The organism is Comamonas sp. w2-DMI (assembly GCF_040187735.1).
Taxonomy (GTDB): Bacteria; Pseudomonadota; Gammaproteobacteria; order Burkholderiales; family Burkholderiaceae_C; genus Comamonas; species Comamonas terrae.
This window is the reverse complement of the sequence record NZ_JBANEL010000005.1, coordinates 193,150-219,848: the sequence shown is the minus strand read 5'-3', so window position 1 is coordinate 219,848 and position 26,699 is coordinate 193,150. Positions and strand designations below refer to the sequence as shown.

General features: G+C 66.2%; 23 protein-coding genes and 2 pseudogenes. 17 read left to right on the top strand and 8 right to left on the bottom strand.

From position 1 onward, the window contains the following. The first annotated feature begins 28 nt into the window (after nt 1-28). Nucleotides 29-823 (top strand): class I SAM-dependent methyltransferase, encoded by a 795-nt coding sequence (locus tag V8Z74_RS07970; protein WP_349708795.1) that lies wholly within the window; start codon nt 29-31, stop codon nt 821-823. A 17-nt stretch (nt 824-840) separates the two neighbouring features. Here V8Z74_RS07970 and V8Z74_RS07965 read toward each other — a convergent pair whose 3' ends face one another. After that, nucleotides 841-1,719 carry an AraC family transcriptional regulator gene (locus tag V8Z74_RS07965; RefSeq protein ID WP_349708794.1) on the bottom strand — a complete coding sequence of 293 codons (879 nt, stop codon included), beginning with the start codon at nt 1,717-1,719 and terminating at the stop codon, nt 841-843. 77 nt (nt 1,720-1,796) lie between these two features. On the opposite strand from V8Z74_RS07965, the gene V8Z74_RS07960 reads away from it, so the two are divergent. The 3 genes and pseudogenes from V8Z74_RS07960 (at nt 1,797) to V8Z74_RS07950 (ending at nt 5,909) form a co-directional block, all read left to right on the top strand. Beyond that, nucleotides 1,797-3,077, top strand: coding sequence for an MFS transporter (locus V8Z74_RS07960; RefSeq protein ID WP_349708793.1), 1,281 nt, complete (start codon nt 1,797-1,799; stop codon nt 3,075-3,077). Nucleotides 3,078-3,211: 134 nt separating this feature from the next. Continuing rightward, nucleotides 3,212-4,432, top strand: a pseudogene (locus tag V8Z74_RS07955) (ISL3 family transposase). Between the two features lie 175 nt (nt 4,433-4,607). Beyond that, the gene (locus V8Z74_RS07950) at nt 4,608-5,909 is read left to right on the top strand and encodes a M20/M25/M40 family metallo-hydrolase (RefSeq protein WP_349708792.1); all 1,302 of its coding nucleotides are present in this window, start codon (nt 4,608-4,610) and stop codon (nt 5,907-5,909) included. Nucleotides 5,910-5,983: 74 nt separating this feature from the next. On the opposite strand, the gene V8Z74_RS07945 is transcribed toward V8Z74_RS07950, so the two are convergent. Further along, nucleotides 5,984-6,994 (bottom strand): Bug family tripartite tricarboxylate transporter substrate binding protein, encoded by a 1,011-nt coding sequence (locus tag V8Z74_RS07945; RefSeq protein ID WP_349708791.1) that lies wholly within the window; start codon nt 6,992-6,994, stop codon nt 5,984-5,986. A gap of 37 nt (nt 6,995-7,031) precedes the next feature. Further along, the gene (locus V8Z74_RS07940; protein ID WP_349708790.1) at nt 7,032-8,240 is read right to left on the bottom strand and encodes a CaiB/BaiF CoA transferase family protein; all 1,209 of its coding nucleotides are present in this window, start codon (nt 8,238-8,240) and stop codon (nt 7,032-7,034) included. Nucleotides 8,241-8,361: 121 nt separating this feature from the next. On the opposite strand from V8Z74_RS07940, the gene V8Z74_RS07935 reads away from it, so the two are divergent. Together V8Z74_RS07935 and V8Z74_RS07930 are read left to right on the top strand one after the other, a co-directional pair. Then, nucleotides 8,362-9,261 carry a LysR family transcriptional regulator gene (locus V8Z74_RS07935; RefSeq protein WP_349708789.1) on the top strand — a complete coding sequence of 300 codons (900 nt, stop codon included), beginning with the start codon at nt 8,362-8,364 and terminating at the stop codon, nt 9,259-9,261. A 192-nt stretch (nt 9,262-9,453) separates the two neighbouring features. Beyond that, entirely contained in the window at nt 9,454-10,233 is a 780-nt protein-coding gene (locus V8Z74_RS07930) for a class II aldolase/adducin family protein (protein WP_349708788.1), read from the top strand. Nucleotides 10,234-10,311: 78 nt separating this feature from the next. On the opposite strand, the gene V8Z74_RS07925 is transcribed toward V8Z74_RS07930, so the two are convergent. Further along, entirely contained in the window at nt 10,312-11,067 is a 756-nt protein-coding gene (locus V8Z74_RS07925; protein ID WP_349708787.1) for a GntR family transcriptional regulator, read from the bottom strand. Nucleotides 11,068-11,233: 166 nt separating this feature from the next. Between V8Z74_RS07925 and V8Z74_RS07920 the strand changes: the two are divergent. From V8Z74_RS07920 to V8Z74_RS07910, 3 genes and pseudogenes are all read left to right on the top strand, one after another. Continuing rightward, nucleotides 11,234-12,962 (top strand): annotated as a pseudogene (locus V8Z74_RS07920) (acetolactate synthase catalytic subunit). Beyond that, complete coding sequence (locus V8Z74_RS07915) at nt 12,962-13,738, top strand: 3-oxoacyl-ACP reductase (protein ID WP_349708786.1); 777 nt, start codon at nt 12,962-12,964, stop codon at nt 13,736-13,738. Before V8Z74_RS07920 ends, V8Z74_RS07915 begins: the two are co-directional and overlap by 1 nt. Before the next feature lie 71 nt (nt 13,739-13,809). Beyond that, nucleotides 13,810-14,796, top strand: a complete 987-nt coding sequence (locus tag V8Z74_RS07910) for a Bug family tripartite tricarboxylate transporter substrate binding protein (protein ID WP_502879480.1) — start codon at nt 13,810-13,812, stop codon at nt 14,794-14,796. A 25-nt stretch (nt 14,797-14,821) separates the two neighbouring features. Here the strand turns inward: V8Z74_RS07910 and V8Z74_RS07905 are convergent, their stop codons facing one another. Then, nucleotides 14,822-16,246 (bottom strand): FAD-binding oxidoreductase, encoded by a 1,425-nt coding sequence (locus V8Z74_RS07905; protein ID WP_349708785.1) that lies wholly within the window; start codon nt 16,244-16,246, stop codon nt 14,822-14,824. Between the two features lie 283 nt (nt 16,247-16,529). Between V8Z74_RS07905 and V8Z74_RS07900 the strand changes: the two genes are divergently transcribed. Both V8Z74_RS07900 and V8Z74_RS07895 read left to right on the top strand, forming a co-directional pair. Then, nucleotides 16,530-17,531 (top strand): Bug family tripartite tricarboxylate transporter substrate binding protein, encoded by a 1,002-nt coding sequence (locus tag V8Z74_RS07900; RefSeq protein WP_349708784.1) that lies wholly within the window; start codon nt 16,530-16,532, stop codon nt 17,529-17,531. Between the two features lie 61 nt (nt 17,532-17,592). Beyond that, a complete protein-coding gene (locus V8Z74_RS07895) occupies nt 17,593-18,561 on the top strand; it encodes a BMP family lipoprotein (RefSeq protein ID WP_349708783.1) in 969 nt (322 codons plus the stop codon). 94 nt (nt 18,562-18,655) lie between these two features. On the opposite strand, the gene V8Z74_RS07890 is transcribed toward V8Z74_RS07895, so the two are convergent. After that, complete coding sequence (locus tag V8Z74_RS07890) at nt 18,656-19,015, bottom strand: EF-hand domain-containing protein (protein WP_245633315.1); 360 nt, start codon at nt 19,013-19,015, stop codon at nt 18,656-18,658. Between the two features lie 281 nt (nt 19,016-19,296). On the opposite strand from V8Z74_RS07890, the gene V8Z74_RS07885 reads away from it, so the two are divergent. Together V8Z74_RS07885 and V8Z74_RS07880 are read left to right on the top strand one after the other, a co-directional pair. Continuing rightward, nucleotides 19,297-19,860, top strand: coding sequence for a cob(I)yrinic acid a,c-diamide adenosyltransferase (locus V8Z74_RS07885; protein WP_066474573.1), 564 nt, complete (start codon nt 19,297-19,299; stop codon nt 19,858-19,860). A gap of 141 nt (nt 19,861-20,001) precedes the next feature. Then, nucleotides 20,002-20,910, top strand: coding sequence for a LysR substrate-binding domain-containing protein (locus V8Z74_RS07880; protein WP_066474575.1), 909 nt, complete (start codon nt 20,002-20,004; stop codon nt 20,908-20,910). A 158-nt stretch (nt 20,911-21,068) separates the two neighbouring features. Here V8Z74_RS07880 and V8Z74_RS07875 read toward each other — a convergent pair whose 3' ends face one another. Beyond that, complete coding sequence (locus V8Z74_RS07875; protein ID WP_349708818.1) at nt 21,069-22,292, bottom strand: D-amino acid dehydrogenase; 1,224 nt, start codon at nt 22,290-22,292, stop codon at nt 21,069-21,071. Nucleotides 22,293-22,569: 277 nt separating this feature from the next. Between V8Z74_RS07875 and V8Z74_RS07870 the strand changes: the two genes are divergently transcribed. The 3 genes from V8Z74_RS07870 to V8Z74_RS07860 all read left to right on the top strand — a co-directional run bounded on the left by V8Z74_RS07870 (nt 22,570) and on the right by V8Z74_RS07860 (nt 24,928). After that, nucleotides 22,570-23,451 (top strand): amino acid ABC transporter substrate-binding protein, encoded by an 882-nt coding sequence (locus tag V8Z74_RS07870; protein WP_349708782.1) that lies wholly within the window; start codon nt 22,570-22,572, stop codon nt 23,449-23,451. 151 nt (nt 23,452-23,602) lie between these two features. Beyond that, nucleotides 23,603-24,382 (top strand): aspartate/glutamate racemase family protein, encoded by a 780-nt coding sequence (locus V8Z74_RS07865; protein ID WP_349708781.1) that lies wholly within the window; start codon nt 23,603-23,605, stop codon nt 24,380-24,382. Between the two features lie 45 nt (nt 24,383-24,427). After that, complete coding sequence (locus V8Z74_RS07860) at nt 24,428-24,928, top strand: MarR family winged helix-turn-helix transcriptional regulator (RefSeq protein WP_349708780.1); 501 nt, start codon at nt 24,428-24,430, stop codon at nt 24,926-24,928. Here the strand turns inward: V8Z74_RS07860 and V8Z74_RS07855 are convergent. Beyond that, complete coding sequence (locus V8Z74_RS07855) at nt 24,922-25,797, bottom strand: amidohydrolase family protein (RefSeq protein ID WP_066474587.1); 876 nt, start codon at nt 25,795-25,797, stop codon at nt 24,922-24,924. The genes V8Z74_RS07860 and V8Z74_RS07855 overlap by 7 nt on opposite strands. A gap of 80 nt (nt 25,798-25,877) precedes the next feature. On the opposite strand from V8Z74_RS07855, the gene V8Z74_RS07850 reads away from it, so the two are divergent. Further along, nucleotides 25,878-26,660, top strand: coding sequence for a crotonase/enoyl-CoA hydratase family protein (locus tag V8Z74_RS07850; RefSeq protein ID WP_349708779.1), 783 nt, complete (start codon nt 25,878-25,880; stop codon nt 26,658-26,660). Nucleotides 26,661-26,699: the final 39 nt, after the last annotated feature.

Below are 26,699 nucleotides of genomic sequence, written 5' to 3'. Positions count from 1 at the left end.
TTTTGTTTTTAGGGCACCATCGCCCACCATGCTCCATTTATCCGCCATGACCTTCTGGCCCTTGCCGGCCTTGCTGACCTGGGCTGCCGCCTGGACGGCGTATGCGCTGTGTAGCAAATTCCTGCCCTGGTGGCTGGCTTTTCTGCTGGCCGGGAGCCTGGGCTGTCTGGCCAGCCTCCGGGGCTCTACCTGGTGGCGCCGGCTGATGATCGCGGGCGGTTTTCCGCTGTCCTTTGTCGCGCTGTCGGCCAGCATGCTGCCGGGCTGGGCCTGGCTGCTGCCGCTGGCATTGCTGCTGCTGGTCTATCCGCTCAACGCATGGCGCGATGCACCGCTCTTTCCCACCCCGCTGGATGCGCTGGACGGCCTGGCCGAGAAGATCGCGCTGCCGCCGGGCTCGGCGGTGCTCGACGCGGGCTGCGGCCTGGGTGACGGGCTCAAGGCCTTGCGCAGGGCCTTGCCGCAGGCCCGGCTCCACGGCCTGGAATGGAGCTGGCCGCTGCGCTGGCTGTGCGCGCTGCGCTGCCCCTGGGCACGCGTGCGACGCGCGGATATCTGGCTGGCGGACTGGAGCGGCTACCAGCTCGTGTATCTGTTCCAGCGGCCCGAAAGCATGGGCCGCGCGGCGGTCAAGGCCGCCACCGAAATGCAGCCCGGCAGCTGGCTGGTAAGCCTGGACTTTCCCCTGCCCGGCGCGGAGCCCAGTTTCGAGCTGCCCGGCGCGGGGCGCCACCGTGCCTGGGTGTATGCGATGCCGTTGGGCGGTCCGGAGGAGGCCCTGCAGGAACCCGGGCCGGGCCGTCCCAGGGCCGGCCGTTTCTGACGCGGCCGGGGGCGGTTCTAGGCGTCCGGTGGCGTCCCGCTGTGCAGGCCGAAAAAGCGGGCGGGCGGCATGCCCACGGTGCGGCGCACCATGGCACTGAAGGCACTGGGGCTGTAGTCGAGCTCGGCGGCAATGCGCTGTATGGGCCAGTTGCGCGCGGCCAGGCTGGTGGCATGGGCCAGCACCACCTGCTGGCGCCAGTGGGTGAAGGTGCATTCGAGTTCCTGGCGGAACAGGCGGGCGACCGTGCGCGGACTGGCACCCGTGTCGCGTGCCCAGTCCTCCAGCGTCACGTGGCGGGTCGGATCGGCCAGCACGGCCTCGCACAGCAGGCGCAGGCGCTTGTCCTGGGGCAGGTTCACGCCCAGCGGCACGGCGCTGGCGCGGCGCAGCTCGTCCAGCAGCAGGGCGCTCAGATGGCTTTCGCGTGCAAGGTCCGCGCTGCACAGCGGCGCACCGTCGTCGGGCTCGGTGGACAGTTCCCGCGCCACGGCGCGCAGCAGGTCCGAGGCATTGAGCACGCGGCACTGGCGCCAGGCGGCCTCGTGCGTGCGCGGCACGTCGGGACCGCAGCGTCCTTCGGGCTGGTGGAAATACAGGGTGCGCAAGTCGGCGCTCTCCACCATGGTCACTGCATGCTCCACGCCCGGCGGCACCCATAGCGCACGTGACGGCGGCACGATGAAAGTGCCCTGCGCCACCGTCAGGCGTATGGTTCCGGTGGTGGAGATGGCCAGCTGTGCCCAGGGATGGCGGTGGGGAACGACCTGGGTGTCCACTTCCAGCCAGCGGCATTTGGCCCGTACGGGGCGCCGGGCCGTGGGCACGAAGAGATGGGGCGTGAGCGACTCCACGTAGCTGGAGGCCTTGCCTGCGCGCAGCGGTTCGATGGGCATGGTGCTTGGCATGTTTGCAACAGCAATTGGCAGACTATCGCATACAAGACGCGGAAGCACTGCCTAAGATGCGATCCATGAACCGCCCCGCCTCCACCACTTCGTCTCCTGCTGCGCCCGATACGTTGCGCAGCGATGCGCGCACCATCGGGCTGATCGGCCTGGCCCATGGCTCCTCGCACTTTTTCCACCTGCTGCTGCCGCCGCTGTTTCCCTGGCTGATCAAGGACTTCGGCTACAGCTATGCCGAACTCAGCGTGCTGGTATCGCTGTTCTTCGTGGTCTCGGGCACGGGGCAGGCGCTGGCCGGCTTTGCGGTGGACCGCTTCGGCGCGCGGCCCATCCTGTTCTCGGCGCTCGGCAGCTTTGTCGTGGCCGGCCTCATCGCCAGCACGGCGCAGGGCTACGCCATGCTGCTGGCCGCAGCCTTTTTTGCAGGCCTGGGCAATGCGCCGTTCCACCCCGTGGACTTCACCATCCTCAACAAGCGGGTCTCGCAGCAGCGCATAGGCCATGCGTTCTCGGTGCATGGCCTGTCGGGCAATATCGGCTGGGCGCTCGCGCCGGTGTTCATGGCCGGCATCACCTCGGCCACGGGCTCGTGGCGCACGGCCTGCTTCTGCGGCGCGCTCTGGGCGGCCGTGGTGCTGGCCATCATGGTGCTCAACCGCGATGCGCTGGACGATCGCGCCCAGACCGCCGGCGCGCCCGCGGCCAGGCCCGGCAGCCATGCCGCGGCGGTGCCCAGGGAGCATCCGATGGCCTTCATGAAGCTGCCTTCGGTGTGGCTGTGCTTCTCGTTCTTTTTCTGGAGCACCTGCGCGCTCAGCGCCATCCAGAGCTTTGCCAGCCCCGCCATGCAGGCCATGTACGGGCTGCCGCTGAGCGTGACGGCGCTCATCGTCACGGGCTACATGCTGTGCGGGGCCGCAGGCATGCTGGTCGGCGGCTTCCTGGTGGGGCGCGTGCAGCGGCTGGAGAAGGTGATTTCCATCTGCATGATGGGCTCGGGCATTTTGCTGTTCATCGTCGGCACGGGCTGGCTGCCGGGCATGGCGGCCGTGGCCGTGGCGTCCATCGCCGGCCTCGGCACGGGCCTGGCCGGCCCTTCGCGCGACATGCTGATCAAACGCGCCGCGCCGCCCGGCGCCACGGGCCGCGTCTACGGCACGGTCTACTCGGGTCTGGATCTGGGCTTTTGCCTGGCAGCGCCGGTGTTCGGCTGGATGCTCGACCATCAGATGCACAACAGCGTGTTCTACGGCTCCGCCATCGCTCTGGTGCTCAGCGTGGTATCCGCCGTCATCGTGGGCGACGGCGTGAGCAAGAAAAGCCGCGCTGCGCTGGCTGCGGGTTAAGGCGCGGCAGCTGCCGGCCGCAATGCCTCCGGAAGGGATTCCGGGGGCTTTTTTTTTGGTTCATCGCACATTTACGTGGAGGCTGCATCTGACTTGATACGCTGAGGCGGTTCCAACTGCCTTGGAGATCAGTCATGCTGGAAGCAAAGTTGCTGGAGTCGCTCGGCGGCTGGCAAGGGTACGCAGTCGAACGCATTGAGTGGCCCGAGCCAGGAAGCCAGACGGTTGCGGTGTATCTGATGCCCAAGGCGCACGCCATGCACTGCGAACAGTGCGGGGCGATATGCACGCAGGTCCATGAGACTACGACACGGCGAGTACGGGAGCTGCCACTATTCCAGTACCGCGTTGTGCTGCACGTGCCGCGCAGGCGCTTGTGGTGCGACAGCTGCGGCGGCCCGCGGCTGGAGCGGCTGAGTTGGCTGGGGCGCTATCAACGGGTGACAGATCGGCTGGCGCAGGCGTGCAGCCAGCTGCTGCGCAGCAGCAACATCCAGGCGGTCGCTGCATTCTTCTCGCTGGGCTGGCACACCGTCAAAGCCATCGACAAGGCATGGCTGCAGAGCTCGCTGGCCGAGCCCGACTGAGCGAGCATCCAGTACCTGGCGATGGACGAGTTCGCCCTGCACAAGGGCCACCGGTACGCCACGGTGGTGGTCGATCCAATACGCAGGCAGGTGCTGTGGGTCGGACAGGGCCGCTCACGAGAAACGGCTCGCACGTTCTTCGAGCAACTGCCCGATGGAGTGGCCCAACGCATCCGTGCCGTGGCCATCGACATGACCACTGCCTACGAGCTGGAGATCCAGGCGCATTGCCCGCAGGCTGAGATCGTCTATGACCTGTTCCACGTCGTGGCCAAGTACGGCAGGGAGGTCATCGACCGGGTGCGCGTCGATCAGGCCAACCAGTTGCGCCAACAGCCCTCGGCACGCAAGGTACTGAAGTCCAGCCGGTGGTTGCTGCTACGCAACCGCAGGGCGCTGCAACCCGGTCAGGCCGTCACGTTGAGAGAGTTGCTGCAGGCCAACCAGCCGCTGTTGACGGTGTACGTGCTGCGCGACGAACTCAAGCAGTTGTGGTTCTACCGTCGTCCGGCGTGGGCCATGCGCGCCTGGGAGGGCTGGTGCCAGCAGGCAGATGACAGCGGTATCGCTGCCTTGCAGCGCTTCGCTCAGCGCCTGAAAAGCTACCTGCACGGCATCGTCGCCAGATGCCGCCATCCGCTCAACACCAGCATCGTCGAAGGCATCAACAACACCATCAAGGTCATCAAGCGCCGCGCTTACGGCTACCGCGATCAGGACTACTTCTTCCTCAAGATCCGATCAGCCTTCCCCGGTATTGCGCGATGAACCTTTTTTTTTCGGCTGCCAGTGGCGCTCCGGCCATGGCGTGTGCGTGTTTTCCCCTGTCTCGTTCTGGCGCCGGCATGGGCGGTGCGCTGCTAAGCTGGCCCGTTTTCGGGGCTTTGCCGCTCCATGCCCATCGGCATGTGCGCGGCCGCCCGCAATCCAGAGGAGACACGCCATGATTGGCACCCCCCGCCGCGCGGCCCATGCAGCCGCCGCCTTGTTTCGCATTTCCCCGCTGGCCCTGGCCCTGCTGCTGGGCACGGCCCAGGCCGCACCGCAGGCGCCCGTGCTGGAGCTGGCGCAGAAGGAGCAGCAGCCGCTGCTCGACACCTTGCGCGACCTGGTGCACATCGAGTCCGGCAGCAAGGACGTGGAGGGCGTGAAGAAGATTGCCGACTACGTGGCCGGCAAGCTGCGCGCGCAGGGCGGCAAGGTGGAGGTGATACAGCCCACCGACGTATACCGCCTGGACGACACGCCCGAGCAGGTCGGCCCCATGGTGCATGCCGAATTCAAGGGCAAGGGCACGAGCCGCATCATGCTGATCGCCCACATGGACACGGTCTACCTGCCCGGCATGCTCAAGGACCAGCCGTTTCGCATCGACGGCGACAAGGCCTACGGCCTGGGCATTGCCGACGACAAGCAGGGCGTGGCCCTGATCCTGCACACGGTAGAGCTGCTGAAGAAGCGCGGTTTCGACGACTACGGCACGCTCACGGTGCTGATCAACGGCGACGAGGAAATCAGCTCGCCCGGCGCGCGCAGCACCATCACGCGCCTGGGCGCCGAGCAGGACGCCGTGTTCTCGTTCGAGGGCGGCGGCACCGACGGCAGCCTGCGCCTGGCCACCAGCGGCATCGGCGCGGCCTACCTCCAGGTCAAGGGCAAGGCCTCGCATGCGGGCGCCAAGCCCGAGGACGGCGTGAATGCGCTCTACGAGCTGTCGCACCAGCTGCTGCAGCTCAAGGACCTGTCCCGGCCCGAGCAGGGACTCAAGCTCAACTGGACCGTGGCCAAGGCCGGCACCAACCGCAACGTGATCCCCGCCGAGGCCACGGCCCAGGCCGATGCGCGCGCGCTGCGCGTGGCCGACTTCACGGCACTGGAGAAAGCCATGCACGACAAGGTGGGCCACAAGCTGCTCGAAGCCAGCAAGGTGGAGCTCAAGTTCGAGGTGCGCCGCCCGCCGCTGGAGGCCAGCGAGGCCGCGCGCAAGCTGGCCCGGCATGCGCAAGGCATTTACGGCGACGAACTGAAGCTGCCCATGAAGGTCATGGACAAGGCCACGGGCGGGGGCACCGATGCGGCCTTTGCGGCCCTCAAGGCCAAGGGCGCGGTGATCGAAGGCTTCGGCCTCAGCGGCTATGGCGCCCACTCCAACGATGCCGAATACGTGCAGGTCAACACCATCGCGCCGCGCCTGTACCTGGCCGTGCGCATGATCGAGGACCTGTCGCGCGGGCAGGTGAAGTAAGGCCGCCCGAGCGGCTCCGGCAAAAAAGGCTTGCCCTGGGGCAAGCCTTTTTTGCTGCTGCGGGGGCGCGTGGCCTACTGGGCGCTGATGCCCTTGTCGTTGGCGATCTTGCTCCAGCGCGCGAAGTCGCCGGCCAGGCGTGCCTTCATCGCGGCGCTGTCCTGGTAGCGGGCAATGGCGCCGGCGGCCAGCATCTTCTGTTGCAGCGCCGGATCGGCCAGCACCACCTTCAGTTCCTTGTTCAGGCGGTCCACCACGGCCTGCGGCGTACCCAGCGGAGCCACGAGTCCGCCCCAGGTGTCGGCGTCAAAGCCGGGGAAGCCCTGCTCGGCCACGGATTTCACGCCGGGCAGCAACTGCTTGGCCTGGTTGGAGCTCACGGCGATCGCGCGCAGCTTGCCGGCCTGGATATGCGGCAGCGCGGCCACCACGTCGGCAAACATCACGGGAATCTGGCCGCCGATCAGGTCGGTCACCGCGGGCGCGCTGCCGCGGTAGGCCACATGCTGCATGTCGAAGCCGCCCAGGTCCTTGAGCTGCTCCATCGACAGGTGGCCGAAGCTGCCGGTGCCCGAGCTGGTGTAGTTCAGCGAGGGCTGGGCCTTCTTGGCATGGGCGATCAGGCCGGGCAGGTCCTTCACGTCGGGCAGCACGCGCGGATTGACGATGATGGCCATCGGCAGGTCGTACACCGTGGCCACGGGCAGGAAGTCCTTGCGCACGTCGTACAGATTGTTCTTGAACAGCACGGGCGCGAGCAGCGCCGGCATGCCGAACATGGACAGCGTGTAGCCGTCGGGGGCCGACTTGATGAAGCTGGACGTGCCGATCGATCCCGAAGCGCCCGCGCGGTTCTCGATGATCACGTTCTGCCCCAGGCGCTCGGACAGGCTTTGGGCCACCAGGCGGGCCGCGGTATCGGTGGGGCCGCCGGGCGGGAAGGCCACGACCATCTTGACCAGCTTGTCCGGCCACGGGCCGGCCGCCTGGGCCGGGGCCAGCAGGCCGGCGGCGAGGCTGGCGCAGCAGGCCGCCAGCGCGGTGCGGCGGGACATGCGGGAGGTGCGGGGGAAATTGCTTTGCATGGTTGTCTCCTGAAAGCTGATGATGAAAACGGTGCGGTCAGACCACCTGCCGGGCGCGCAGCGCGGCCACGGCCTCGGGCGCCAGGCCCAGCAGCTCGCCCAGCACCTCGTCGGTGTGCTGGCCCAGATGCGGAGGCGGGCGGCGCACGGGCAGGCGCTGGCCGTCCATGGCGTAGGGCGGCGCGAGCACGGACTGGGGGCCGGCTTCGTTGTCGTCGAAGTGGTGCAGCAGGCCGGCTTCGCGCGTGCGCTCGGAGGTCAGCGCCTCCAGCAGTCCAAACACTTCGCCGCAGGGAATCTGCGCGGCGCGCAGCTTCTCCAGCAGCTCGGCGCGGGTGCGCCGGCGCAGTTCGGCCTCGATCAGCGGCATCAGCTCGGCGCGGTGGGCCGAGCGCGCCACATTGGTCGCAAAGCGTTCGTCCGCCGCCCATTCGGGCCTGGCTATCACTTCGGTGCAAAAGCGCGCGAACTGGCCGTTGTTGCCCACGGTGATGACCAGCGGTCCGTCGGCCGCCTCGAACACGCCGTAGGGCACGATGGACGGATGGGCGTTGCCGAACTTGGGCGGATCGCCGTCCTTGAGCAGCGCCTCCATGCCGTAGTAGCTGGTGATCATCAGGCCGCAGTCGTACAGCGCCATCTGCACATGGCGGCCCCTGCCGGTGCGCTCGCGCTCCAGCAGCGCCGCCAGGATGGCCTGGGCCGAGTACATGCCGGTGAACATGTCCACGGCCGCGACGCCGAACTTCAGCGGGCCCTGGCCGGCCTCGCCGTTCATGGCCATGATGCCGGACTCGCCCTGCACCACGAGGTCGTAGCCGGGGCGCTGCGCCTCGCTGCCGCCGCGGCCGTAGCCCGAGATGGAGCAGTACACCAGGCGCGGGTTCAGGGCCGAGAGCTGCTCGTAGCCCAGGCCCAGCTTCTCGGCGCCGCCCACCTTGAAGTTCTGCACCACCACGTCGCATTGCGCGGCCAGCTCGCGGGCCAGTTGCAGGCCGGCCTCGGATTGCAGGTCCAGCGTGATGGAGCGCTTGTTGCGGTTGGCGCTGTTGAAGTAGGAGGTGTTGCGCGAGCCCACGCGCACGCCCCAGTCGCGCGTGTCGTCGCCGCGCGCCGGATGCTCGACCTTGATCACGTCGGCGCCGAAGTCGGCCAGCGCCATGGCGCACATGGGGCCGGCCAGCACGCGGGACAGGTCCAGCACGCGGATGCCGGACAGCGGTTGGAGGGGAGAGGAGTTGTTCATGCCTGCCTGTCTTGCCGCCTGGGGAACGGCGGCAGCAATATCCAGGCGCTGATTGTCGATATGTTTAATTAATTTGACAATTGTGCTGATAATTGAAATGTATGTTGACCAAGATTTGACAATGGATGTGAATGCATTGGGCCTGCTGGTGGAGATCATCGATGCCGGCAATCTGAGCCGGGCCGCGGCCCGCCTGGGCATGAGCCGCGCCAACGTGAGCCACCGCCTGAGCCAGTTCGAGCGCGAGCTGGGCCAGCAGCTGCTGCGGCGCACCACGCGCCAGATCGAACCCACGGAGCTGGGCCGGCGCCTGTACGAGCACGGCCGCAGCATCCGCCACGAACTGCAGGCCGCCGACGAATCGGTGGCCGCGCTGGGCCAGGCGCTGCAGGGCCGCGTGCGCCTGAGCGTGCCCAACGGCTACGGCCAGCTGGCCATGGCCGGCTGGCTGACCGACTTCATGCGCCGCTATCCCGGCATTGCGCTGGAGGTGATCTTCGACAACACCGTCGAGGACCTGATGGAAGGCCGCGTGGACTGCGCGGTGCGCGTGATGAACGACCCGCCCGAGCACCTGGTCGCGCGGCACCTGGGGCCGGTGCAGTACGTGGCCTGCGCCACGCCCGCCTGCATTGCGCAGTGGGGCCGGCCGCAGACGCTGCAGGAGCTGCTGCGCCGGCCGCTGATCGCCTCGGGCCTGACCGAACAGAAGCTGCGCATGGCCGGCCTGCAGCCGCTGGCCAAGGGCGATGCGGCCCTACCCATGCGCCTGGTCTCGCCCAATTTCCACTTCCTGCGCGAGGTGCTGCTGCAGGGGCTGGGCATGGGCATCGTGCCCGATTACATGGTCAGCGAATCCATGGCCTCGGGCGCGCTGCAGGAGCTGGACCTGCCGGCCGGCAGCCTGGACTTCCTGGCCACGCACAAGTATCTGCTGTACATGCCCACGCGTTTCCAGACCCGCGCCATCCGGACGCTGATCGACTTCGTGCACACGCGGGCGCTGGAGGATGCCGCCTGACATTGCACTCCGAAAACAGGAGCTTGTGGCGCTTTCCTGTCGGACATCTCACGTTGGAAAAAGCCTGCAATCGTCCATGGACGCGCGCTGGCAGCTCACTTTTCAGGTAGAGCGCTGTCATCTGCCGAACAGTCCCGATGCGCGCGGCTGGCTACAGTGCCAGCATTACGGCAAACACCACAGGAGACACCCATGAGCCAACCCCTGCCGGCCTCGGCCGACCTTCCCAGCGTGCAGCATCTGGTCAGCCCCGAGGAGTGGCAGCTGCGCGTCGACCTGGCCGCCTGCTACCGGCTGGTGGCCCTGTACGGCTGGAGCGACCTGGTCTTCACCCACATCAGCGCGCGCCTGCCCGGGCCCGAGCATCACTTCCTCATCAACCCCTACGGGCTGATGTTCGACGAGATCACGGCCTCGTCGCTGGTCAAGGTGGACATGCAGTGCAACAAGCTCATGGACTCGCCGTTTCCGGTCAATCCCGCGGGCTTCGTCATCCACAGCGCCGTGCACGAGGCGCGCGAGGACGTGCAGTGCGTGCTGCACACGCATACGCGCGCCGGCGTGGCCGTGAGCGCGCAGAAGAACGGGGTGCTGCCCATCAGCCAGCAGAGCACCTTCGTGCTGGCCTCGCTGGCCTACCACGACTATGAAGGGGTGGCCTTCCGCCCCGACGAGAAGCCGCGCCTGCAGGCCGATCTGGGGGCTGCCAACTTCCTCATGCTGCGCAACCACGGCCTGCTGACCTGCGGACCCACGATCGCCGATGCCTTCCTGGCCATGTACACCTTCGAGGCGGCCTGCAAGATCCAGATCGATGCGCAGGCCGGCGGCGAGCTCACCGAGGTCGATCCGCGCATCGTGCAGGGCGTGGCCGAGGCCATGAAGGTGCAGACCGGCGGCCTGGGCGGCCAGTTCGTCTGGCCCGCGCTGCTCAGAAGGCTGGATCGCACCGATCCCGGCTATCGCCGTTGATCTGTTTTCGGAAATGGCAAAAACTTGAATTCAGGCTCTTCGCAGCGCGCACGTCCATAGAGGTTAGTCGGTGTGCTGTCACTCGGCATTGCGCAGCTTGATGAGTTTGCCGATATGCGCGCGTTTACGTGTGCCCTCGATTCTCTTGAATGGCTGTATAGCGAGCGCCTCGGGACTGAGTTTCTCGTGAACCATGTCGAGAATCTTCTGCCCGTACAGCATGCCGTCGGCATGAATCGCTTCCTCCAACCGCTCCAAGTCGCGCTTGCGCAGTGCTTCGATAATGTCCTCGTGCTTGTGCCGCCCGTCGAGCACTAGAGGCTCGTCTGCCTCATATAGGTAGCGGATGCTGGGGCCCGTGATAGCCCAGAGCTGGCGCAACATCGACGTCAGATAAGGCATGTTCGCGGGCTCATAAAGCGCGAAATGAAACTGCACGTTCTTTCGCAGAATATTGTCGGCATCGTGCGCCTTCTTCGCCTTCATCATGTCGCGATGGATGCTGGTGAGCTCCATCAGCCTCTTCCCATCCCAGTGGGCTATACCCGCAGCGGCGGCCATGATTTCGAGCTGGATACGTATGCCGCGCACTTCGGCAAGGCTTTCCACAGTGGGCGAAGGCACGCGGATCGAAAAACCACGCTGACCCACCAGAATGCTTTGTGCAACAAGCTGAAGCAGTGCCTCTCGGATAGGTGTCTGGCTGATCCCCTCAAACTCGCCTGACTCCGTCATTTCGCGCAGCTTGAAGGCATGGCCGGGCCGGTACTCGGCATGGATCAGCTTGTGGATGATTTTTTCTCTGACGAGATCTGTCAGATTGACTTCGCTCACGACGAATCTCCTGTTGCCCTGCCGGTTGGATGTGGTTCCACTGTCCTGTGTGGGCACATGCTCGGTATTTTCCCTCGAACACACCTTGGCAAAAGAACTTTTAATCTGGTCTCATGCAGTATTTTATAAAAAACTGCATGAGACGAACCAGTGAAAGCGCATCGCCATGACAAAACCTCTTCGCACCCCGGGCCTCAACAAACACGACACTATTGGACACACCGTCGCTAGAACCCTCAAGAAGCACGGCATCACGCAGTTTTTCGGCCAGAGCCTGCCCAGCATGTTTGTACTTGCCGCAGAAGAGCTCGGGTTGAAGCAGATTGCGTATCGAACGGAAAACGCGGGTGGCTGCATGGCTGACGCAGCAGCGCGTGTGAGCGGCAAGCCATCGGTCATTACCGCGCAGAATGGTCCGGCCGCCGCCCTGCTGGTGGCGCCGCTCGCGGAGGCCCTCAAGGCTTCGATCCCGATCATCGCGCTGGTGCAGGACGTGGCGCGCGATCAAACCGACAAAAACGCATTCCAAGATCTGGACCATATGGGTCTGTTTAAGCCCGTTACCAAATGGGTACGCCGCGTGGATGTGGCATCCCGCGTGGAGGACTATGTGGAGCAGGCCATCATCGCTGCATGCAGCGGCCGTCCTGGACCGGTGGCGTTGATGCTGCCGGCTGACCTGCTCAATGAGCCGGCAATGCCCTCGTCCATGCCGCGTCCCTCGTCGCTTGGCTTCTTTCCACTCGATCGCCCCACCCCGGATGTACAAGCTCTGGAGCAGGCGGTCGACCTGCTCGTGAGTGCCAAGGCCCCGGTGATCATTGCCGGTGGAGGTGTGCACATTTCCGGTGCCGCTGAAGCGCTGTCTTTGTTTGCTAATGCGCTGTCGATTCCTGTCGGCACGACCAACATGGGCAAGGGAGCAGTGGATGAAACATCAGAACTCTCGCTTGGTGTCATAGCCAACTGCATGGGGCCGAATGGCTCTGGCCGCCATCTCAAGGACTTTGTGACAGAGGCAGACGTGGTGTTCCTCATCGGCAACCGCACCAACCAGAACGGCACGGACAGCTGGACGCTCTATCCCAGAAACGCGCAGTACATCCATCTTGACATTGACGGGCAGGAGGTGGGCCGTAACTACGATGCGTTGCGTTTAGTGGGCGATGCCAAACGTGGTCTTGAAGTAATGCTGAAGATCGCGATGCACAAGCAAATTTCAGCACGCAGCGCACAACGCGCCGCCATAGTCGGCCGCATTGTTTCGGGCAAAAAAAAAGCACCTTGAAGAATCGGCCTCTGTGCGCCTCAGCGCCGAAACACCTATCCGTCCCGAGCGCATCATGCAAGAACTCAATGCGCTGCTCGCTCCGCAAGACACCGTGGTGGCCGATGCGAGCTATTCCACGCTTTGGGTCACCAACTACCTCACAGCGCGCAAAGCAGGTCAGCGCTTCATTACGCCGCGAGGCCTAGCTGGGCTGGGTTGGGGTATGCCGATGGCCATGGGCGTGCGAGCCGTACAGGAAGCGGGCCATGTTTTTTGCTTGGTAGGCGACGGGGGCTTCGGGCATGTGTGGTCCGAGATGGAAACCTGCAGGCGCATGGGTATCAAAGTTATTGTGCTGCTCATCAACAATGGCATTCTTGGCTACCAGAAGCACGCTGAGAATGTGAAGTTCGGCGCGCACACATCAGCCGTGCATTTTGCGAGTGTGGATCATGCCGCCATTGCCCGAGCATGTGGCATCCATGGGCAGCGCGTGACCCTGCCCGATGAAATTGCACCGGCACTCAAAAACGCCATGACCGCCGAAAGTGCGGCGCTCATCGAAGTGATGTGTACCGAAAATGCTTTTCCGCCAATCACCTTCTACACGCCGGAGGCGAACTGATGGACACAGCAGCCAACACGCCAACAACTCCTGCGCGCATCGCGCTCGTCACGGGTGCTGCCCAGGGTATAGGTATTGCGAGCGCGATTGAATTGCTCAAGAACGGCCGCAAAGTCGTGCTGTCGGACTTGAAGTTACCCGATCTGTCGCAGATTCCCACCGCACTACGTGCCAATGCGTCGGCGGTCGAGCTCGATGTGGCAGACGAAGCTCAGTGCCGTGAGGTTATCGCGCAGATCACACGAGAGTTTGGTGGCGTGGACATACTCGTGAACAACGCAGGTATCAGCCTCAAGAATGCGTCGGGCCAGTCCAATGGCATTTTGGAGATCGACATGCCGGAAGTGCAGCGCATGATCGATGTAAATGTGCTGGCCATCGTGCGTCTGTGCCAGCTCGTCCTGCCTGGGATGAAGGCGCGGGGCTGGGGCCGCATCGTAAACGTTTCCTCGCTCGCAGGCCGCAGCAAATCGGTGGTGGCAGGCCCTGCCTACATGCTGACCAAGTCAGCCGTGCTCGGCCTAAGCCGTTCCATTGCATCGGAGATGGGGCAGTTCGGTATCACCACCAATTGCGTTGCGCCTGGGCGCATTCTTACGCAGATGGCGATGCAGGCGGGCGAGGAGGTCAATCGACAATATGCCGCGCAGATCCCGGTGAAGCGAATTGGTGAGCCGCATGAGGTGGCTGCGGCCATTTGCTACCTCGCCAGCGAAGCAGCCGGCTTCACCAATGGCGCCGTTCTTGACGTGAACGGTGGCTTCTTCATGAGCTGATGCTCAGCGCCAGCTGACGGTCGACGCAAGACCCAACTGTCCATCCACAAAGATTCAGTGAGACGAAACCAATGACCGCAAACCGCAATATCAGCAAACGCGCTTTCCTGGCTGCCTGCTCGGGCGCGCTGCTTCTGGGCATGTCTGGCGATGCGCTGGCGCAAGGCATGGATTCTTTCCCCGAGCGCGAAGTCGCCATGGTCATCAACTACGGGGCGGGCGGCAATACCGATGTGGCGGCACGCGCTATCGGCAATGCGATGGAGCGCCTTCTCAAAAAACCTATCATCCCCAACAACCGCCCAGGAGCATTGGGTACGCTAGGCGTCAGCTACCTCGCCAAGCAAAAGCCTGATGGATACACCATGGGCATCGTGACATACTCCACCGTAGCGATCACGCCGCATCTCTTGAAGGTGGACTACAAGGCCGATGATTTCGATTTCATTGCCGGGATTGCGCGGTACCGGTATGGGATCGCGGTACGTTCCGATTCCCCGTACAAGAGCATTGCCGACCTGGTGAAAGCTGCCAAGGGAAGCAAGGGCATATTCTTTGGTGCCCCATCCGCGCCGAACAATCTTGCCATGTATGAGCTGGGTCGCAAGACGGGCGGTAAATTCGAGGAAGTCACCTACAAGTCGGGCTCTGAAACGCTTGCCGCGCTGATCGGCGGACAGGTAGACGTGATCGTGCAGAACCCATCGGACATCGTGCCTTATGTGAAGGCCGGCAAGATGCGCTTCCTCGCAAGTGCAAGCCCCATGCGCTGGAATGAATTTCCCGAAGTGCCTACGCTCAAAGAGCAAGGCTATGACGTCGAAATCGATTCCTGGATCGGTCTGGCTTATCCCAAGGGTACGCCCAAGCCTATCCGCGACAGGATGGAGCACATTGCGACAACTGCTGCGCAAAGCACCGAACTCGCCAGAATCTTCGAGAGCGCGGGCGTCGATCCGATTTCCATCAGCGGGGAGGAATATCGCAAAAAGCTGCTTGAAGGGCGTGAAGTCATGGGCGCGGCCATCAAGGCCGCGAACCTGCCACGAATGAACTAACTGGCTTGGCGTGGCGCAGGCCGGCTCATAGCGCGAAGATCTTGCCGGGATTGAGGATGTTGCGCGGGTCCAGCGCCTGCTTGATGGCGCGCATCATCTGCACGGCGCCGTCGCCGGCCTCCTCGCGCAGAAAACCCTGCTTGTGGATGCCCACGCCATGCTCGCCCGTGCAGGTGCCCCCCAGCGCGATGGCGCGCTGCACGAGCTGGCTGTTGAGCTGCTCGGCGCGCGTGCGCTCGTCCTCGCTGTCGGGGTCGATCAGGTAGCCGAAGTGGAAGTTGCCGTCGCCCACGTGGCCGACGAGGAAGTAGGGGATGCCGCTGGCATCGGCCTCGGTCACGCAGTCCAGCAGCGCATCGGCCAGGCGGCTGATGGGCACGCAGGCATCGGTGGTGATGCAGCGGCAGCCGGGGCGGCTGGCGACGGCCGCGAAATAGGCGTTGTGGCGGGCCGTGAACAGGCGCGTGCGGTCCTCGGGGCGTTCGGCCCATTCGAAGGCATTGCCGCCGAATTCGCCCGCGATCTCCTGCACCATCTCGGCCTGTTCCTTCACGCCCGTGGGCGAGCCGTGGAACTCCATGAGCAGCATGGGCTCCTCGCGCAGCTCGAGCTTGCTGTAGGCATTGACCATGCGCACCGAGTTCACGTCGATCAGCTCCACGCGCGCGATCGGCACGCCGACCTGGATGGTCTGGATCACCGTGCGCACGGCGGCCTCGATGCTCGGGAACGAGCAGACCGCGGCCGACACGGCCTCGGGCAGCGGATACAGGCGCACCGTGATCTCCGTGAAGATGCCCAGCGTGCCCTCGCTGCCCACCATCAGGCGCGTGAGATCGTAGCCGGCCGCGCTTTTCTTGGCGCGGTTGCCGGTGCGGATCACCTCGCCGCTGGCCGTCACCACTTCCAGCGACAGCACGTTTTCGCGCATGGTGCCGTAGCGCACGGCATTGGTGCCGCTGGCGCGCGTGGAGGCCATGCCGCCTATCGAGGCATCGGCGCCCGGATCGATGGGGAAGAAGAAGCCCGTGTCCTTGACCGCGTCGTTGAGCTGCTTGCGCGTGATGCCGGGCTGCACGGTCACCGTGAGGTCCTCGGTGTTCACCGAGAGGATGCGGTTCATGCGGCTCACGTCGATGCTGATGCCGCCTTCCACGGCCAGCAGATGGCCTTCGAGCGAGGAGCCCGCGCCATACGGGATCACCGGCACGCCATGCCGGGCGCACAGCCGCACGGCATCCTGCACGTCCTGCGTGCTTTCGGCAAACACCACGGCAGCTGGCGGCGGCGCGGCGATCGCGCCCTCGTCGCGGCCATGCTGCTCGCGCACGGCCAGGGCCGTGGAGCACTGGCTGCCAAAGCGCGCCGCCAGCGCTTGCACAAAGGCTTCGGGAACGGGACGCTGCACGAATTCGGGATGCAGCAGGGAGGTGGCAACAGGGGCGTTCATCGGGTCTCTCCAGGGAACTCCAAAGAATACCACCGGCACCTGCGGCAGCGGCCCTGCGGGCAGTGCCCATCGGCGATGCGCGCGCTCGCCTGCGCCGCGCACGCAAGGCCCACCCGATCGGGCGCAAAGCCGCGCCAGCCATAGATTTCTTCGCAGATAGCAAATGAAAAATAACCGTTTAGTTTTTGCCTGCCTTGCTTTTACATTGCGCTGAAGCGGCCGCCGGCATGCAGGGAGCATGCCGCCGCGCCGGCTCATGCAGAAAGAAGAAAGGGAACCGGGAATGGCCGACATCAGCCGCAGGGCGCTGCTACGCATGGGGGGCGGCGTGGCCGCCATGCCGCTGCTGGGAGCCACCGGCCCGTGCGCGCGGGCCGCGGCACCGGCGGCCTGGCCGGCCAGGCCCATAAGGCTGGTGGTGACCTTTCCTCCGGGCGGCTCCAGCGACATCGTGGCGCGCCTGATCGCGCCGCTGCTCAGCGAGCAGCTGGGCCAGTCCGTGGTCATCGACAACAAGCCCGGTGCGGGCTCGTCCATCGGTGCGCAGCTGGTGGCGCAAAGTCCCAATGACGGCTACACGCTGCTGGTCTCGAATTCCGCCGCGCTGTCGATCGCGCCGTCGCTGCTCGAAAAGCGCAGCTACGATCCGCTGGCCAGCTTCGAGCATCTGGCCTATGTCGGCGCGGTGCCCACGGTATTCGCGCTGCACCCTTCGGTGCCGGCCGGCAACATCCGCGAACTGGCCGCCTGGATACGCGCCAGCGACAGTCCCGTGCCCTTCGGCAGCGGTGGAGCCGCATCGGTGGGGCATCTGGTGGGCGAGCAGTTCGCGCAGGAACTGGGCCTGCGCATGGAGCATGTGCCGTATCGCGGCGCGGGCCCGATGCGGGCCGATCTGCTGGGCGGCCAGATCAAGATCGCCATCGATGCGCTGCCCCAGAACATCGCGCTGCAAAAGCAGGGGCGGGTCAAGCTGCTGGCCGTGACGTCGGCGCGCCGCGTGCCCCAGTCCCCGCAGACGCCCAGCGTGGCCGAACTCGGGTTCGGGCAGCTGGTTTCCGAGAACTATGTGGGCATCTCGGCACCGGCGGGCATTGCCCGCGAGCATGCGCAAAGGCTTACCGAGGCCGTGCGCCAGATCTGCCGCCGGCCCGAGGTCGCCCAGGCCCTGGAGGCCCAGGGCTTTGTGACGCAGGACATGGATGCCGCGGGCTTCACGCGCCTGGTCGCCGCACAGGCCAGCACCTGGGCCGCCGTGGCCAGGCGTACCGGCGCGACCCTGTAAGCGTGTGGAAACGCTTGCGGAAATGAACCAGACAACCGTTGAGAAATACTCGAGTCAAGCAATGAGCAACCACCGCATTTCGCCCCGGCAGGCACGCTATGCCGTCGTGCTGTTCGGCCCCGAAGGACAGGGCAGCTTCAACGAATCCGGCCTGCTGGGCGCCCGCCGCGCGCAGGCCGCCGGCCATCTCGTGGATGTGCACTGGGTGGCCGCGCAGGCGGCACCGGACCGCGCCGATGAAATGCTGCCCCTTTGCACGGGCGCCTACGACCTGGTCGTGGCGCACGGCGGCCAGGGCGACGGACCCGTGGACATTCTCGCTGCACGGCATCCGCAGCAGGCCTTTGCGATCACGCAGGGCAGCCTGGTGGCGGCCAATGTCGCGCGCTACGAGGTGCTGCAGGAGCAATCGGCCTTTCTGGCCGGCGTGCTGGCCGCCAGCGTCAGCCGCAGCGGCGTGGCCGGGCATTTTTCGGGCGAGAAGGTGCCCCCGGGCCTGCGCGGGCGCGCGGCCTTCGCCCATGGTTTGTCGGCGGCCGGCTTTGGCGGGGATTTCGTGACCCAGTTCTGCGGCCACCAGCACCGCCCGCAATGGGCCCGGGCCTGCGTGGAGGACATGGCCCGGCAGACCGGCGTGGATGTGTTGTTCGCGATGATCGACGGCGGCCGTCCCGGCGTGACGGAGGCCTGCCGGCGCCATGGCGTGGCGCAGATCGGCAATGTGCTGCCCTGGGGGCAGCGCGATCCCGGGGTCTTCATTGCCTCGGCCATCTGCGATTCCGGCGAGGCCGTCTTGCGTGCCATCGGCGACCATGCGCGGGGCAATCTGCCGCTGGGGGGATATCGCAGCTTCGGTCTGGAGGAGCCGTCCCTGGTCCGCCTGGACCTGGGCCCGCGCATCGATGCGCAAGCCCGTGTGGCGGTCGATGAATGGGCGCAGCGCCTGCTGCGCGGGGAGGTGGATATACGTTCCGTCTATACGGGGCCGGAATTCCCCCTGCCGGCCGGCGAAGCGGCCCTGGCTGCCTGAGGCGGTTTCAGGCGCTACGCAAGGGCCCGTGGAACCTGGCTTTGCGCCAAGGGGTGCGGGCCGGCCGCATGCTCCCTGCACGGCGCATGGCGCCTCAGGGCGCCTTCTGTACGCCCTTGTTGAACTCGGCCAGCGAAAGCTGGCCGTTCCCGTCGGCATCCATCTCTTCGAAGCGTTGCGAGACCGCCGGCAGCTGCCGCGCCTCTTCGGCGCTGAGCTGGCCGTCGCGGTTGGCATCGGCGCGCTGGAAGGCGGTCAAGGCGCTGTTGCCGGCGGCGCCTGGCGCCGGCGCATGCTGCACGCCCGTGGCGGCGCCGGACGCCACCAGCTGTGCGCGCTCATGGCTCTGATGGGCGGCATTCTGGGCCAGCACGGCTCCGGTCGATCCAAAGGTGAGGGCAGAGAACAGCACCACGCTAAGCACCTCGAACGACGAGATATTGCAGTTGAGCATGGTCTTTTTCATCGCCGGGCCGTCCCAAGATGAAAAGCACCCCTCCCGGAGGGGCAGCGACCACACGGCAGTGGGGAGCGGGGGGTGTCATTTTTCATGCCGGTTCATTCCTTCGCTAGTCAAACACAGGCCCGTATTGCAGCGCAGGCGCCCTGTGCGGGCCAGCTTTTTTGCCGGCTGTTGCCCTGGACTACATTTGCCTGCGAGTTGTAACCGCTGCCTGCGCAAGGCGTTCGTGTCCGATCACAATCGGGTGCAGAGCAATACGCAAGGAATACACCATGGGCAACCGCCTCACGCAAATCGCGACCCGCACCGGCGACGACGGAACGACCGGCCTGGGCGACAACACCCGCGTCTCCAAGAACAGCGGCCGCCCGCATGCCATGGGCGATGTGGACGAACTCAACTCCCACATCGGCCTGCTGCTGTGCGAGCCGCTGCCCCAGGATGTGCGCGAGCTGCTGGTCGATGTGCAGCATCAGCTCTTCAACCTGGGCGGCGAGCTGTCCATGCCCGGCTACGAGCTGCTCAAGGACGATGCGCTGCTGCAGCTGGACCAGGCCCTGGCACGCTACAACGCCGGCCTGCCGCGGCTGCTGGAATTCATCCTGCCTGCGGGCACGCGCGCCGCGGCCCAGGCCCATGTCTGTCGTACCGTGGCGCGCCGCGCCGAGCGCAGCGTGGTGGCCCTGCAGCAGGGCGAGGCCATGCGCAGCGCGCCGCGCCAGTACCTGAACCGCCTGTCGGACCTGCTGTTCGTGCTGGCGCGCGTGCTCAACCGCATGGATGGCGGCGACGACGTGTACTGGAAGAGCGAGAGGCTGATGAAAGGCACACCCTGAGCGGCTGCGCCGCTTCCCCCTCTCTCGCTTCGCGGGAGGGGGACGAGACCCTCGCTGCGGGGCGGCCCTTGCTCGGTGTTTCCGGCTTGTGGCATGCCTGTTCATGCGCAGCGCCATGGACGGACTGACAAGGAAAAATGCATGCGCTTGCGGCATATCGAGGTCTTCAACGCGGTCATGCAGACCGGCAGCGTCAGCGCGGCCGCGCGGCTCATCAACATCACGCAGCCGGCCGTCAGCCGCACGTTGCAGCATGCGGAGCTGCAGCTGGGCTTTGCGCTGTTCCAGCGCACGCGCGGACGGCTGACGCCGACCAACGAGGCCCAGGCGCTGTTCCCGCATATCGAGAAGCTGTTCGAGCAGCTCGACGAGGTGCAGCGCCTGGCGGCCAATCTGCGCCACGGCCAGGCGGCCGACCGCATCACGGTGCTCACCGTGTTCGCGCTCAGCCGCGAAGTGCTGCCGCGCGCCGTGGCCGGCTTTCGGCGCCGCCATCCGCAGGTCCAGGTGCATGTGCAGGCCTTGCACACGCCCCAGGTGGTCTCCGGCCTGCTGTTGCAGGAGGCCGATGTGGGCTTTGTCATCAGCTCCGTGGGCCAGCCCGTGCTGGAGCATGAGCTGCTGGCCGAGGTGGACATGTTCTGCGTGCTGCCCAAGGGGCTGCTGCCGCCTTCGCGCGTGCGCCAGGCCGGCATGGCGCTGCAGGACCTGGCCGCGCTGCCGCTGGTCGCGCTCGATGCGCGCGACCCCCTGGGCATGCGCATAGGCCAGGCCTGCCGCGAGCACGGCGTGGGCCTGTCGCCCGTGGTGACGGTGCAGACCTATCACGCCGCGCTGTCCATGGCCGAATACGGGCTGGGTGCGGCCATCGTGGACGGCTGCACGGCCCTGGCCGCCGATAGGCGCAAGGTCCATGTCGTGCCGCTGCTGCCGCAGATCGCGGTGGGCGTGAATGCGCTGCGCCTGGGCCAGCGCCCGAACTCGGTGCTGGCGCGCGCCATGACGCAGGAGATGCGCAAGGCGTTGAAAGAGTTGTTGGTATCCCCCTGAGGCGCTGCGCGCCTTCCCCCTGGAAGGGGGACGACACCCTCGCTGCGGGGCGGCCCTTGCTCGGTGTCTCTGGGCTGGGCCGTGTCCGTTTGAGCGCTGCGAGTGACGAGAAGCCTGGCAAAGAGGCTGTTTACGCCTCTTTCCTGTTGGAGGCGCTGTCAGGCGTGCCGCATTTGCGCCGCGAGCCGCTGCGCCGAGCCGAAGGCCAGCGTCAGGCCGAGCGCGCCGTGGCCGGTCTGCAGCCACAGGTTGCGCGGGCCGCCGCGCTGGCGGCCCGTGATGGGCAGGCCCGTGGGCGTGGCGGGGCGCATGCCGCTCCAGGGACGGAGCGCGCCGTCCAGCGGCAGTTGGGCGAACACCTCGCGGGTGGAGCGGCGCAGGCTGTCGATGCGGCGCGCATCGATGCGCGTGTCGGGTCCCACGATTTCCACCATGCCCGCCACGCGCAGGCGCTCGCCCAGGCGCGCAAAGACCACCTTGCGCGCCGTGTCGGTCACGCTCACGTGCGGCGCCGCATGCGGCAAGTGGGCCGGAATGTCGGCCGTGATGCTGTAGCCCTTGAGCGGGTAGACGGGAATGCGCAGGCCGAGCTCGCGCGCATGGAGCGCGCTTTCCCAGCCGCTGGCCAGAACGTAATGGTCGGCGTGCAGCGGCCCCGCTGCCGTTCGCAGGCCGGTGATGGCATCGCCCTGTCGCTCGAAGCCCCGCAATGCGGTACCGAAGCGCAGGTCGGCACCGCGCGCGGCCAGCCGCGCCGCGAGCTGCTCGCAGAGCTGGCGGCAGTCGGCCGTGCTCTCGCTGGGCGTGTAGACCGCGCCGGCGATGCGCGGCGCATATCCGCCCAGGGCCGGCTCTATGCGCGCCACTTCGGCCGCATCGACGATGCGCTGCCGCGCGCCGCCCAGCTGTGCCTGCAGCGCCACTTGGCGGGCAGCGGCATCCAGTCCCTGTTGCGTGGGATAAAGCACCAGCTTGCCCGGCGTGTGCAGGTCGCAGGCCAGTGCTTCCTGCGCCTGCACCTCTTCGAAGGCCTGGCGGCTTTCTGCGGCCAGCGCCAGCAGCGCGCGCGTGCCGGCCGCGGAGGCCTGCGCATTGCACGCTGCCAGAAAGCGCAGCCCCCAGGCCCATTGCCGGGGATCGGCGCGCAGCCTGAAGGCCAGCGGCGAATCCTTTGTCAGCAGCAGCTTGGGCAGCATCTTCCAGATGCCGGGATCGGCCAGCGGCTGCACATAGGAGTAGCTCAGCTGTGCGCCGTTGCCGCCGCTGGCGCCGGCTGCCGCATCCGGCGCGCGCTCAATCAGCGTGATGCGGTGGCCGGCGCGCTGCAGCACATAGGCCGTGGCCAGGCCGGCGATGCCGGCGCCCACGACACAGACATGCATTGATCGTTGTTCCATAGCTGTCGCACTGTAGGCCCGCGCCGGCCCGGCCAGCCATGGTTTTTGCTGCATGGGGTATGCGCTCAGGTTATGGATTTTCTGCCTGCATGGAACGGCGGATGGAATACATCGCGAGGGAAATCCGGCCCAGATCCTTCCCCGTTGAATGGCTCGCCATCCATAAATACAAGGCATGGACCAGCCCGATATTGTCATCACCGCTTCGCGCCGGCTATTCCTACACTAGCCCCCATATCCACCAACGATGAGGAGACAAGGCATGAAACTTCACATCCGGCTGCTGTGCGCGGCCATGGGCCTGGGCAGCCTGGCAGTCGCCCAGGCCGATACCCTGGCCAAGGTGCGCGACAGCGGACGCATCACGCTGGCCTACCGCGAGTCCTCCGTACCCTTCAGCTACCTGGAAAACGGCAAGCCCATCGGCATGACGGTGGAGATCTCGCAGGCCGTTGCTGAGGCCGTGAAGAAAGCGCTGAACAAGCCCGACCTCAAGGTCATGTGGCAGGCCGTGACCTCGCAGAACCGCATACCGCTGCTGGCCAACGGCACCATCGACCTGGAGTGCGGATCGACGACCAACAACACGGTGCGCGCCAAGGAAGTGGGCTTTGCCATCAACCATTTCTACACCGGCACGCGGCTGCTGGTGAAGAAGAGCTCGGGCATCCGGGACTATGCCGACCTCAAGGGCAAGACCGTGGCCATCACCACGGGCACGACCAATCTGCAGGTGCTGCGCAAGGCCAATGCCGAGCAGAACTGGGGCCTGAACATCGTCATGGCCAAGGACCATGCCGACGGTTTCCTGCTCGTCGAGAACGACCGCGCCGCGGCTTTCGGCATGGACGACATCCTGCTCTACGGCCTGATCGCCAACGCCAAGAATCCGCAGGACTTCCAGGTCGTGGCCCAGCCGCTGCAGGTGGAGCCCTATGCCTGCATGCTGCGCAAGGACGATCCGCAGTTCAAGCAGCTGGTCGACGGCGTGATCGGCGACATGATGAAGTCGGGCGCTTTCGCCAGGCTCTACGACAAGTGGTTCATGCAGCCGATCCCGCCCAAGGGCGCGGCGCTGGGCCTGGCCATGAGCGAGCAGCTGCAGCGCAACCTGCAGGAGCTCAGCGACAAGCCGGCTTTTTGAAATACCCCCTGTGGCGCTTCGCGCCTTCCCCCTGAAGGGGGACGACACCCTCGGTGCGGGGCGGCGCGGCCGGCTTAGGCCCTTCCTCGGTGTCCCTCGCTTGGGGCGCGCCGGTTTCATGCGCGGTGCTTGGAATGACAGAGATAGCGAAATGACGGAAGTGAAACGGCAGCCCCCGCACGCCGTGGGCATTCTTGGCGGCATGGGGCCTGCGGCGGGCGCCGATTTCGTGCGGCTGTTCGTGCAGGCCTGCACCCGGCAGCTGCATGAGCAGGGGCGGCCCGTGCACGACCAGGCCTATCCCGAGCACTGGCTGGTGCAGCTGCCCATGCCCGACCGCACGCAGGCGCTGCGCGGCGACCCGCAGTCGCCCCTGGGGCCGGCACCGCACCTGTTGCAGGGCATGGGCCGCCTTGCCGCCCTGGGCGTGCGCAGCGTGGCGCTGGCCTGCAACACCGCGCATGCCTGGCATGGGCAGCTGCAGGCGCTGTTTCCGCAGCTGCATGTGCTGCACATCGCTCGGCAGACCGCGGCCCATCTGCAGGCCGCCGGCGCGCGCCAGGCCATCGTGCTGGCCACGCAGGGAACCTACGACAGCGGGCTCTACGACGCCGCGCTGGCCCGCCATGGCATCGCACCCCTGCTGCCCGATGCGGCAGGCCGTGCGCAGCTCATGCGGGGCATCTACGAAGGCGTCAAGCAGGGGGACATGGCGCTGGCCACGCAATGCTTCGGCGCCGCATTGGTTCCGCTGCTGCAGCGCCACGGCAACGTGCCCGTGATCATGGGCTGCACCGAGATCCCGCTGGCGCTGCCGCAGGCACCCCAGGCGCTCGGCACGCAGCTGATCGATCCGGCCTGGCTGCTGGCGATGGCTCTGGCACGCGACGCCTATGGACTGCAAGCCCAGGAATCCGAGCACGCCGCATAGCCACGGCAGCGCGGCGGCAGGCTCTGGCGGGGGCACAATCGCTGCATGCCCCGCTCTGCCAACTCCCCCAAGTCCGGCCCCAGAACCACGGCCCGCGCTGCCGCCGCACAGGATGGCGCGGCCGAACCGGTGGATTCGTCTTTCCTGCGCACCCTGGTCGGCTACAACGCCCGCCGGGCGGCGCTGTCCATCATCGAAGTCTTCATGCAGCGCATGAGCGCCTACGACCTGAAGGTGGTGGAGTTCTCCATGCTGTCCCTGGTGGGGCACAACCCCGGCATCACCTCGCGCCAGCTGTGCGCCACGCTGGGCGTGCTGCCGCCCAACCTCGTGGGCCTGATCGCCGCGCTGGAGCGCCGGGGCCTGATCAAGCGCCTGCCCCATCCCAGCGACGGCCGGGCCATGGGCATACACCTGACGGCCGCCGGCACCGAGCTGATGCAGGAGGCCGAACAGACGGTCGCGCAGCTGGAGGTGGAGGCCACCTCGCGCCTGACGGATGCCGAGCGCAAGACACTGATCCGGCTGCTGCAGAAGATCTACTGAGGCCGGGTCCCGAAGCCCAGTAGCCGCACCGCGTTGCCCTTGAGGATGCCGGGCATGACCTCGGGCTTGAAGCCGGCCTCCTGGAAGTCCTTCATCCAGCGTTCGGGCGTGATCAGCGGGTAGTCGCTGCCGAACAGCACGCGGTCCTTCAGCAGGGTGTTGGCATACTGCACCAGCTGCTTGGGGAAATACTTGGGGCTCCAGCCCGACAGGTCGATCCAGACATTGGGCTTGTGCGTGGCCACGCTCAGGGCCTCGTCCTGCCACGGAAAGCTCGGATGGGCCATGACGATCTGCATGTCGGGAAAGTCGATGGCCACGTCGTCCAGGTGCATGGGGTTGCTGTATTCCAGCCGCAGGCCGCCGCCGCAGCGCATGCCGCTGCCGATGCCGCTGTGCCCGGTGTGGAAGATGGCCGGCAGCTTGTGCTCGGCAATCACTTCGTAGATGGGCCAGGCCATGCGGTCGTAGGGGTGGTAGCCCTGCACCGTGGGGTGGAACTTGAAGCCCTTGATGCCTTCCTGCTCGATCAGGCGGCGCGCCTCGCGCGCGCCCATCTTTCCCTTGTGCGGGTCGATGCTGGCGAAGGCCACCATCATGTCGCTGTTGGCGCGCGCGGCCTCGGCGATCTCCTCGTTGGGAATGCGGCGGCGGCCCAGCTGGGACTCGCTGTCCACGGTGAACATGACCAGGCCGATCTTCTGCTCGCGGTAATAGGCCACGGTCTCGGCGATGGTGGGGCGGCGGCCGTTCTTGAAGTACTTGTCGGCCGCGCGGTCGTATTCCTCGCCATAGTTGTCGAACGGGTTCCAGCAACTGACTTCGGCATGGGTGTGGATGTCGATGGCAATCAGGTTCTCGTGGTCCATGCAGCGCTCCTTGGTTCGGGTAAGTCCCGGTGAAATTGGTTATAAATAATAATCAAAATTCGCTCATCGAGAAAGCCTGTATGAACTACCAAGACATCCATTTCGAACTGCGCGGCGACCACTCCGAAGTCGCCGTGATCCGCCTGGCGCGCACCGCCAAGCGCAACGCCCTGAGCGACGGCCTGATCCTGGCGCTGCGCGATCTCTTCGAGCAGATGCCCGCCAGCGTGCGCGCGGCCGTCATCGACGGCGAGGGCCCGCATTTCTGCGCCGGCCTGGACCTGTCCGAACTGCGGGAGCGCGACGCGGGCCAGGGCCTGCACCACTCGCGCATGTGGCATGCGGCGCTGGACCGCGTGCAATACGGCCCCGTGCCCGTGATCGCCGCGCTGCACGGCGCCGTGGTGGGCGGCGGGCTGGAGCTGGCCAGCGCCTGCCATATCCGCGTGGCCGATGCCTCCACCTTCTACGCGCTGCCCGAAGGCTCGCGCGGCATCTTCGTGGGCGGCGGCGGCGCGGTGCGCATTCCCAAGCTCATCGGCGTGGCGCGCATGACGGACATGATGCTCACCGGCCGCGTCTACGACGCGCAGGAAGGCGAGCGCGTGGGCCTGGCCCAGTACCTCGTGCCCGAGGGTCAGGCCTTCGACAAGGCGCTGGAGCTGGCACTTCGCGTGGCGCAGAACGCGCCGCTGACCAACTACGCGCTGATGCACGCGCTGCCGCGCATTGCCGAGCAGCCGGCCGACCAGGGCCTGTTCACCGAAGCCATGATGGCCGCCATCGCCCAGAGCGCGCCCGAGGCCAAGCAGCGCCTGGCCGATTTCCTCGAAGGCCGCGCAGCCAAAGTCCGCAAGAACTGAAACTACCAAAAACATAGCTGCCAGCGCCTTGCCCACAAG

What these genes read in the sequence shown, in the direction of transcription:
- V8Z74_RS07970 (WP_349708795.1), top strand. Translation starts at nt 29, where the DNA reads ATGCTCCATTTATCCGCCATGACCTTCTGGCCCTTGCCGGCCTTGCTG.
- V8Z74_RS07965 (WP_349708794.1), bottom strand. Translation starts at nt 1,719, where the DNA reads ATGCCCATCGAACCGCTGCGCGCAGGCAAGGCCTCCAGCTACGTGGAG.
- V8Z74_RS07960 (WP_349708793.1), top strand. Translation starts at nt 1,797, where the DNA reads ATGAACCGCCCCGCCTCCACCACTTCGTCTCCTGCTGCGCCCGATACG.
- V8Z74_RS07950 (WP_349708792.1), top strand. Translation starts at nt 4,608, where the DNA reads ATGATTGGCACCCCCCGCCGCGCGGCCCATGCAGCCGCCGCCTTGTTT.
- V8Z74_RS07945 (WP_349708791.1), bottom strand. Translation starts at nt 6,994, where the DNA reads ATGCAAAGCAATTTCCCCCGCACCTCCCGCATGTCCCGCCGCACCGCG.
- V8Z74_RS07940 (WP_349708790.1), bottom strand. Translation starts at nt 8,240, where the DNA reads ATGAACAACTCCTCTCCCCTCCAACCGCTGTCCGGCATCCGCGTGCTG.
- V8Z74_RS07935 (WP_349708789.1), top strand. Translation starts at nt 8,362, where the DNA reads ATGGATGTGAATGCATTGGGCCTGCTGGTGGAGATCATCGATGCCGGC.
- V8Z74_RS07930 (WP_349708788.1), top strand. Translation starts at nt 9,454, where the DNA reads ATGAGCCAACCCCTGCCGGCCTCGGCCGACCTTCCCAGCGTGCAGCAT.
- V8Z74_RS07915 (WP_349708786.1), top strand. Translation starts at nt 12,962, where the DNA reads ATGGACACAGCAGCCAACACGCCAACAACTCCTGCGCGCATCGCGCTC.
- V8Z74_RS07910 (WP_502879480.1), top strand. Translation starts at nt 13,810, where the DNA reads ATGACCGCAAACCGCAATATCAGCAAACGCGCTTTCCTGGCTGCCTGC.
- V8Z74_RS07905 (WP_349708785.1), bottom strand. Translation starts at nt 16,246, where the DNA reads ATGAACGCCCCTGTTGCCACCTCCCTGCTGCATCCCGAATTCGTGCAG.
- V8Z74_RS07900 (WP_349708784.1), top strand. Translation starts at nt 16,530, where the DNA reads ATGGCCGACATCAGCCGCAGGGCGCTGCTACGCATGGGGGGCGGCGTG.
- V8Z74_RS07895 (WP_349708783.1), top strand. Translation starts at nt 17,593, where the DNA reads ATGAGCAACCACCGCATTTCGCCCCGGCAGGCACGCTATGCCGTCGTG.
- V8Z74_RS07890 (WP_245633315.1), bottom strand. Translation starts at nt 19,015, where the DNA reads ATGCTCAACTGCAATATCTCGTCGTTCGAGGTGCTTAGCGTGGTGCTG.
- V8Z74_RS07885 (WP_066474573.1), top strand. Translation starts at nt 19,297, where the DNA reads ATGGGCAACCGCCTCACGCAAATCGCGACCCGCACCGGCGACGACGGA.
- V8Z74_RS07880 (WP_066474575.1), top strand. Translation starts at nt 20,002, where the DNA reads ATGCGCTTGCGGCATATCGAGGTCTTCAACGCGGTCATGCAGACCGGC.
- V8Z74_RS07875 (WP_349708818.1), bottom strand. Translation starts at nt 22,292, where the DNA reads ATGCATGTCTGTGTCGTGGGCGCCGGCATCGCCGGCCTGGCCACGGCC.
- V8Z74_RS07870 (WP_349708782.1), top strand. Translation starts at nt 22,570, where the DNA reads ATGAAACTTCACATCCGGCTGCTGTGCGCGGCCATGGGCCTGGGCAGC.
- V8Z74_RS07865 (WP_349708781.1), top strand. Translation starts at nt 23,603, where the DNA reads ATGACGGAAGTGAAACGGCAGCCCCCGCACGCCGTGGGCATTCTTGGC.
- V8Z74_RS07860 (WP_349708780.1), top strand. Translation starts at nt 24,428, where the DNA reads ATGCCCCGCTCTGCCAACTCCCCCAAGTCCGGCCCCAGAACCACGGCC.
- V8Z74_RS07855 (WP_066474587.1), bottom strand. Translation starts at nt 25,797, where the DNA reads ATGGACCACGAGAACCTGATTGCCATCGACATCCACACCCATGCCGAA.
- V8Z74_RS07850 (WP_349708779.1), top strand. Translation starts at nt 25,878, where the DNA reads ATGAACTACCAAGACATCCATTTCGAACTGCGCGGCGACCACTCCGAA.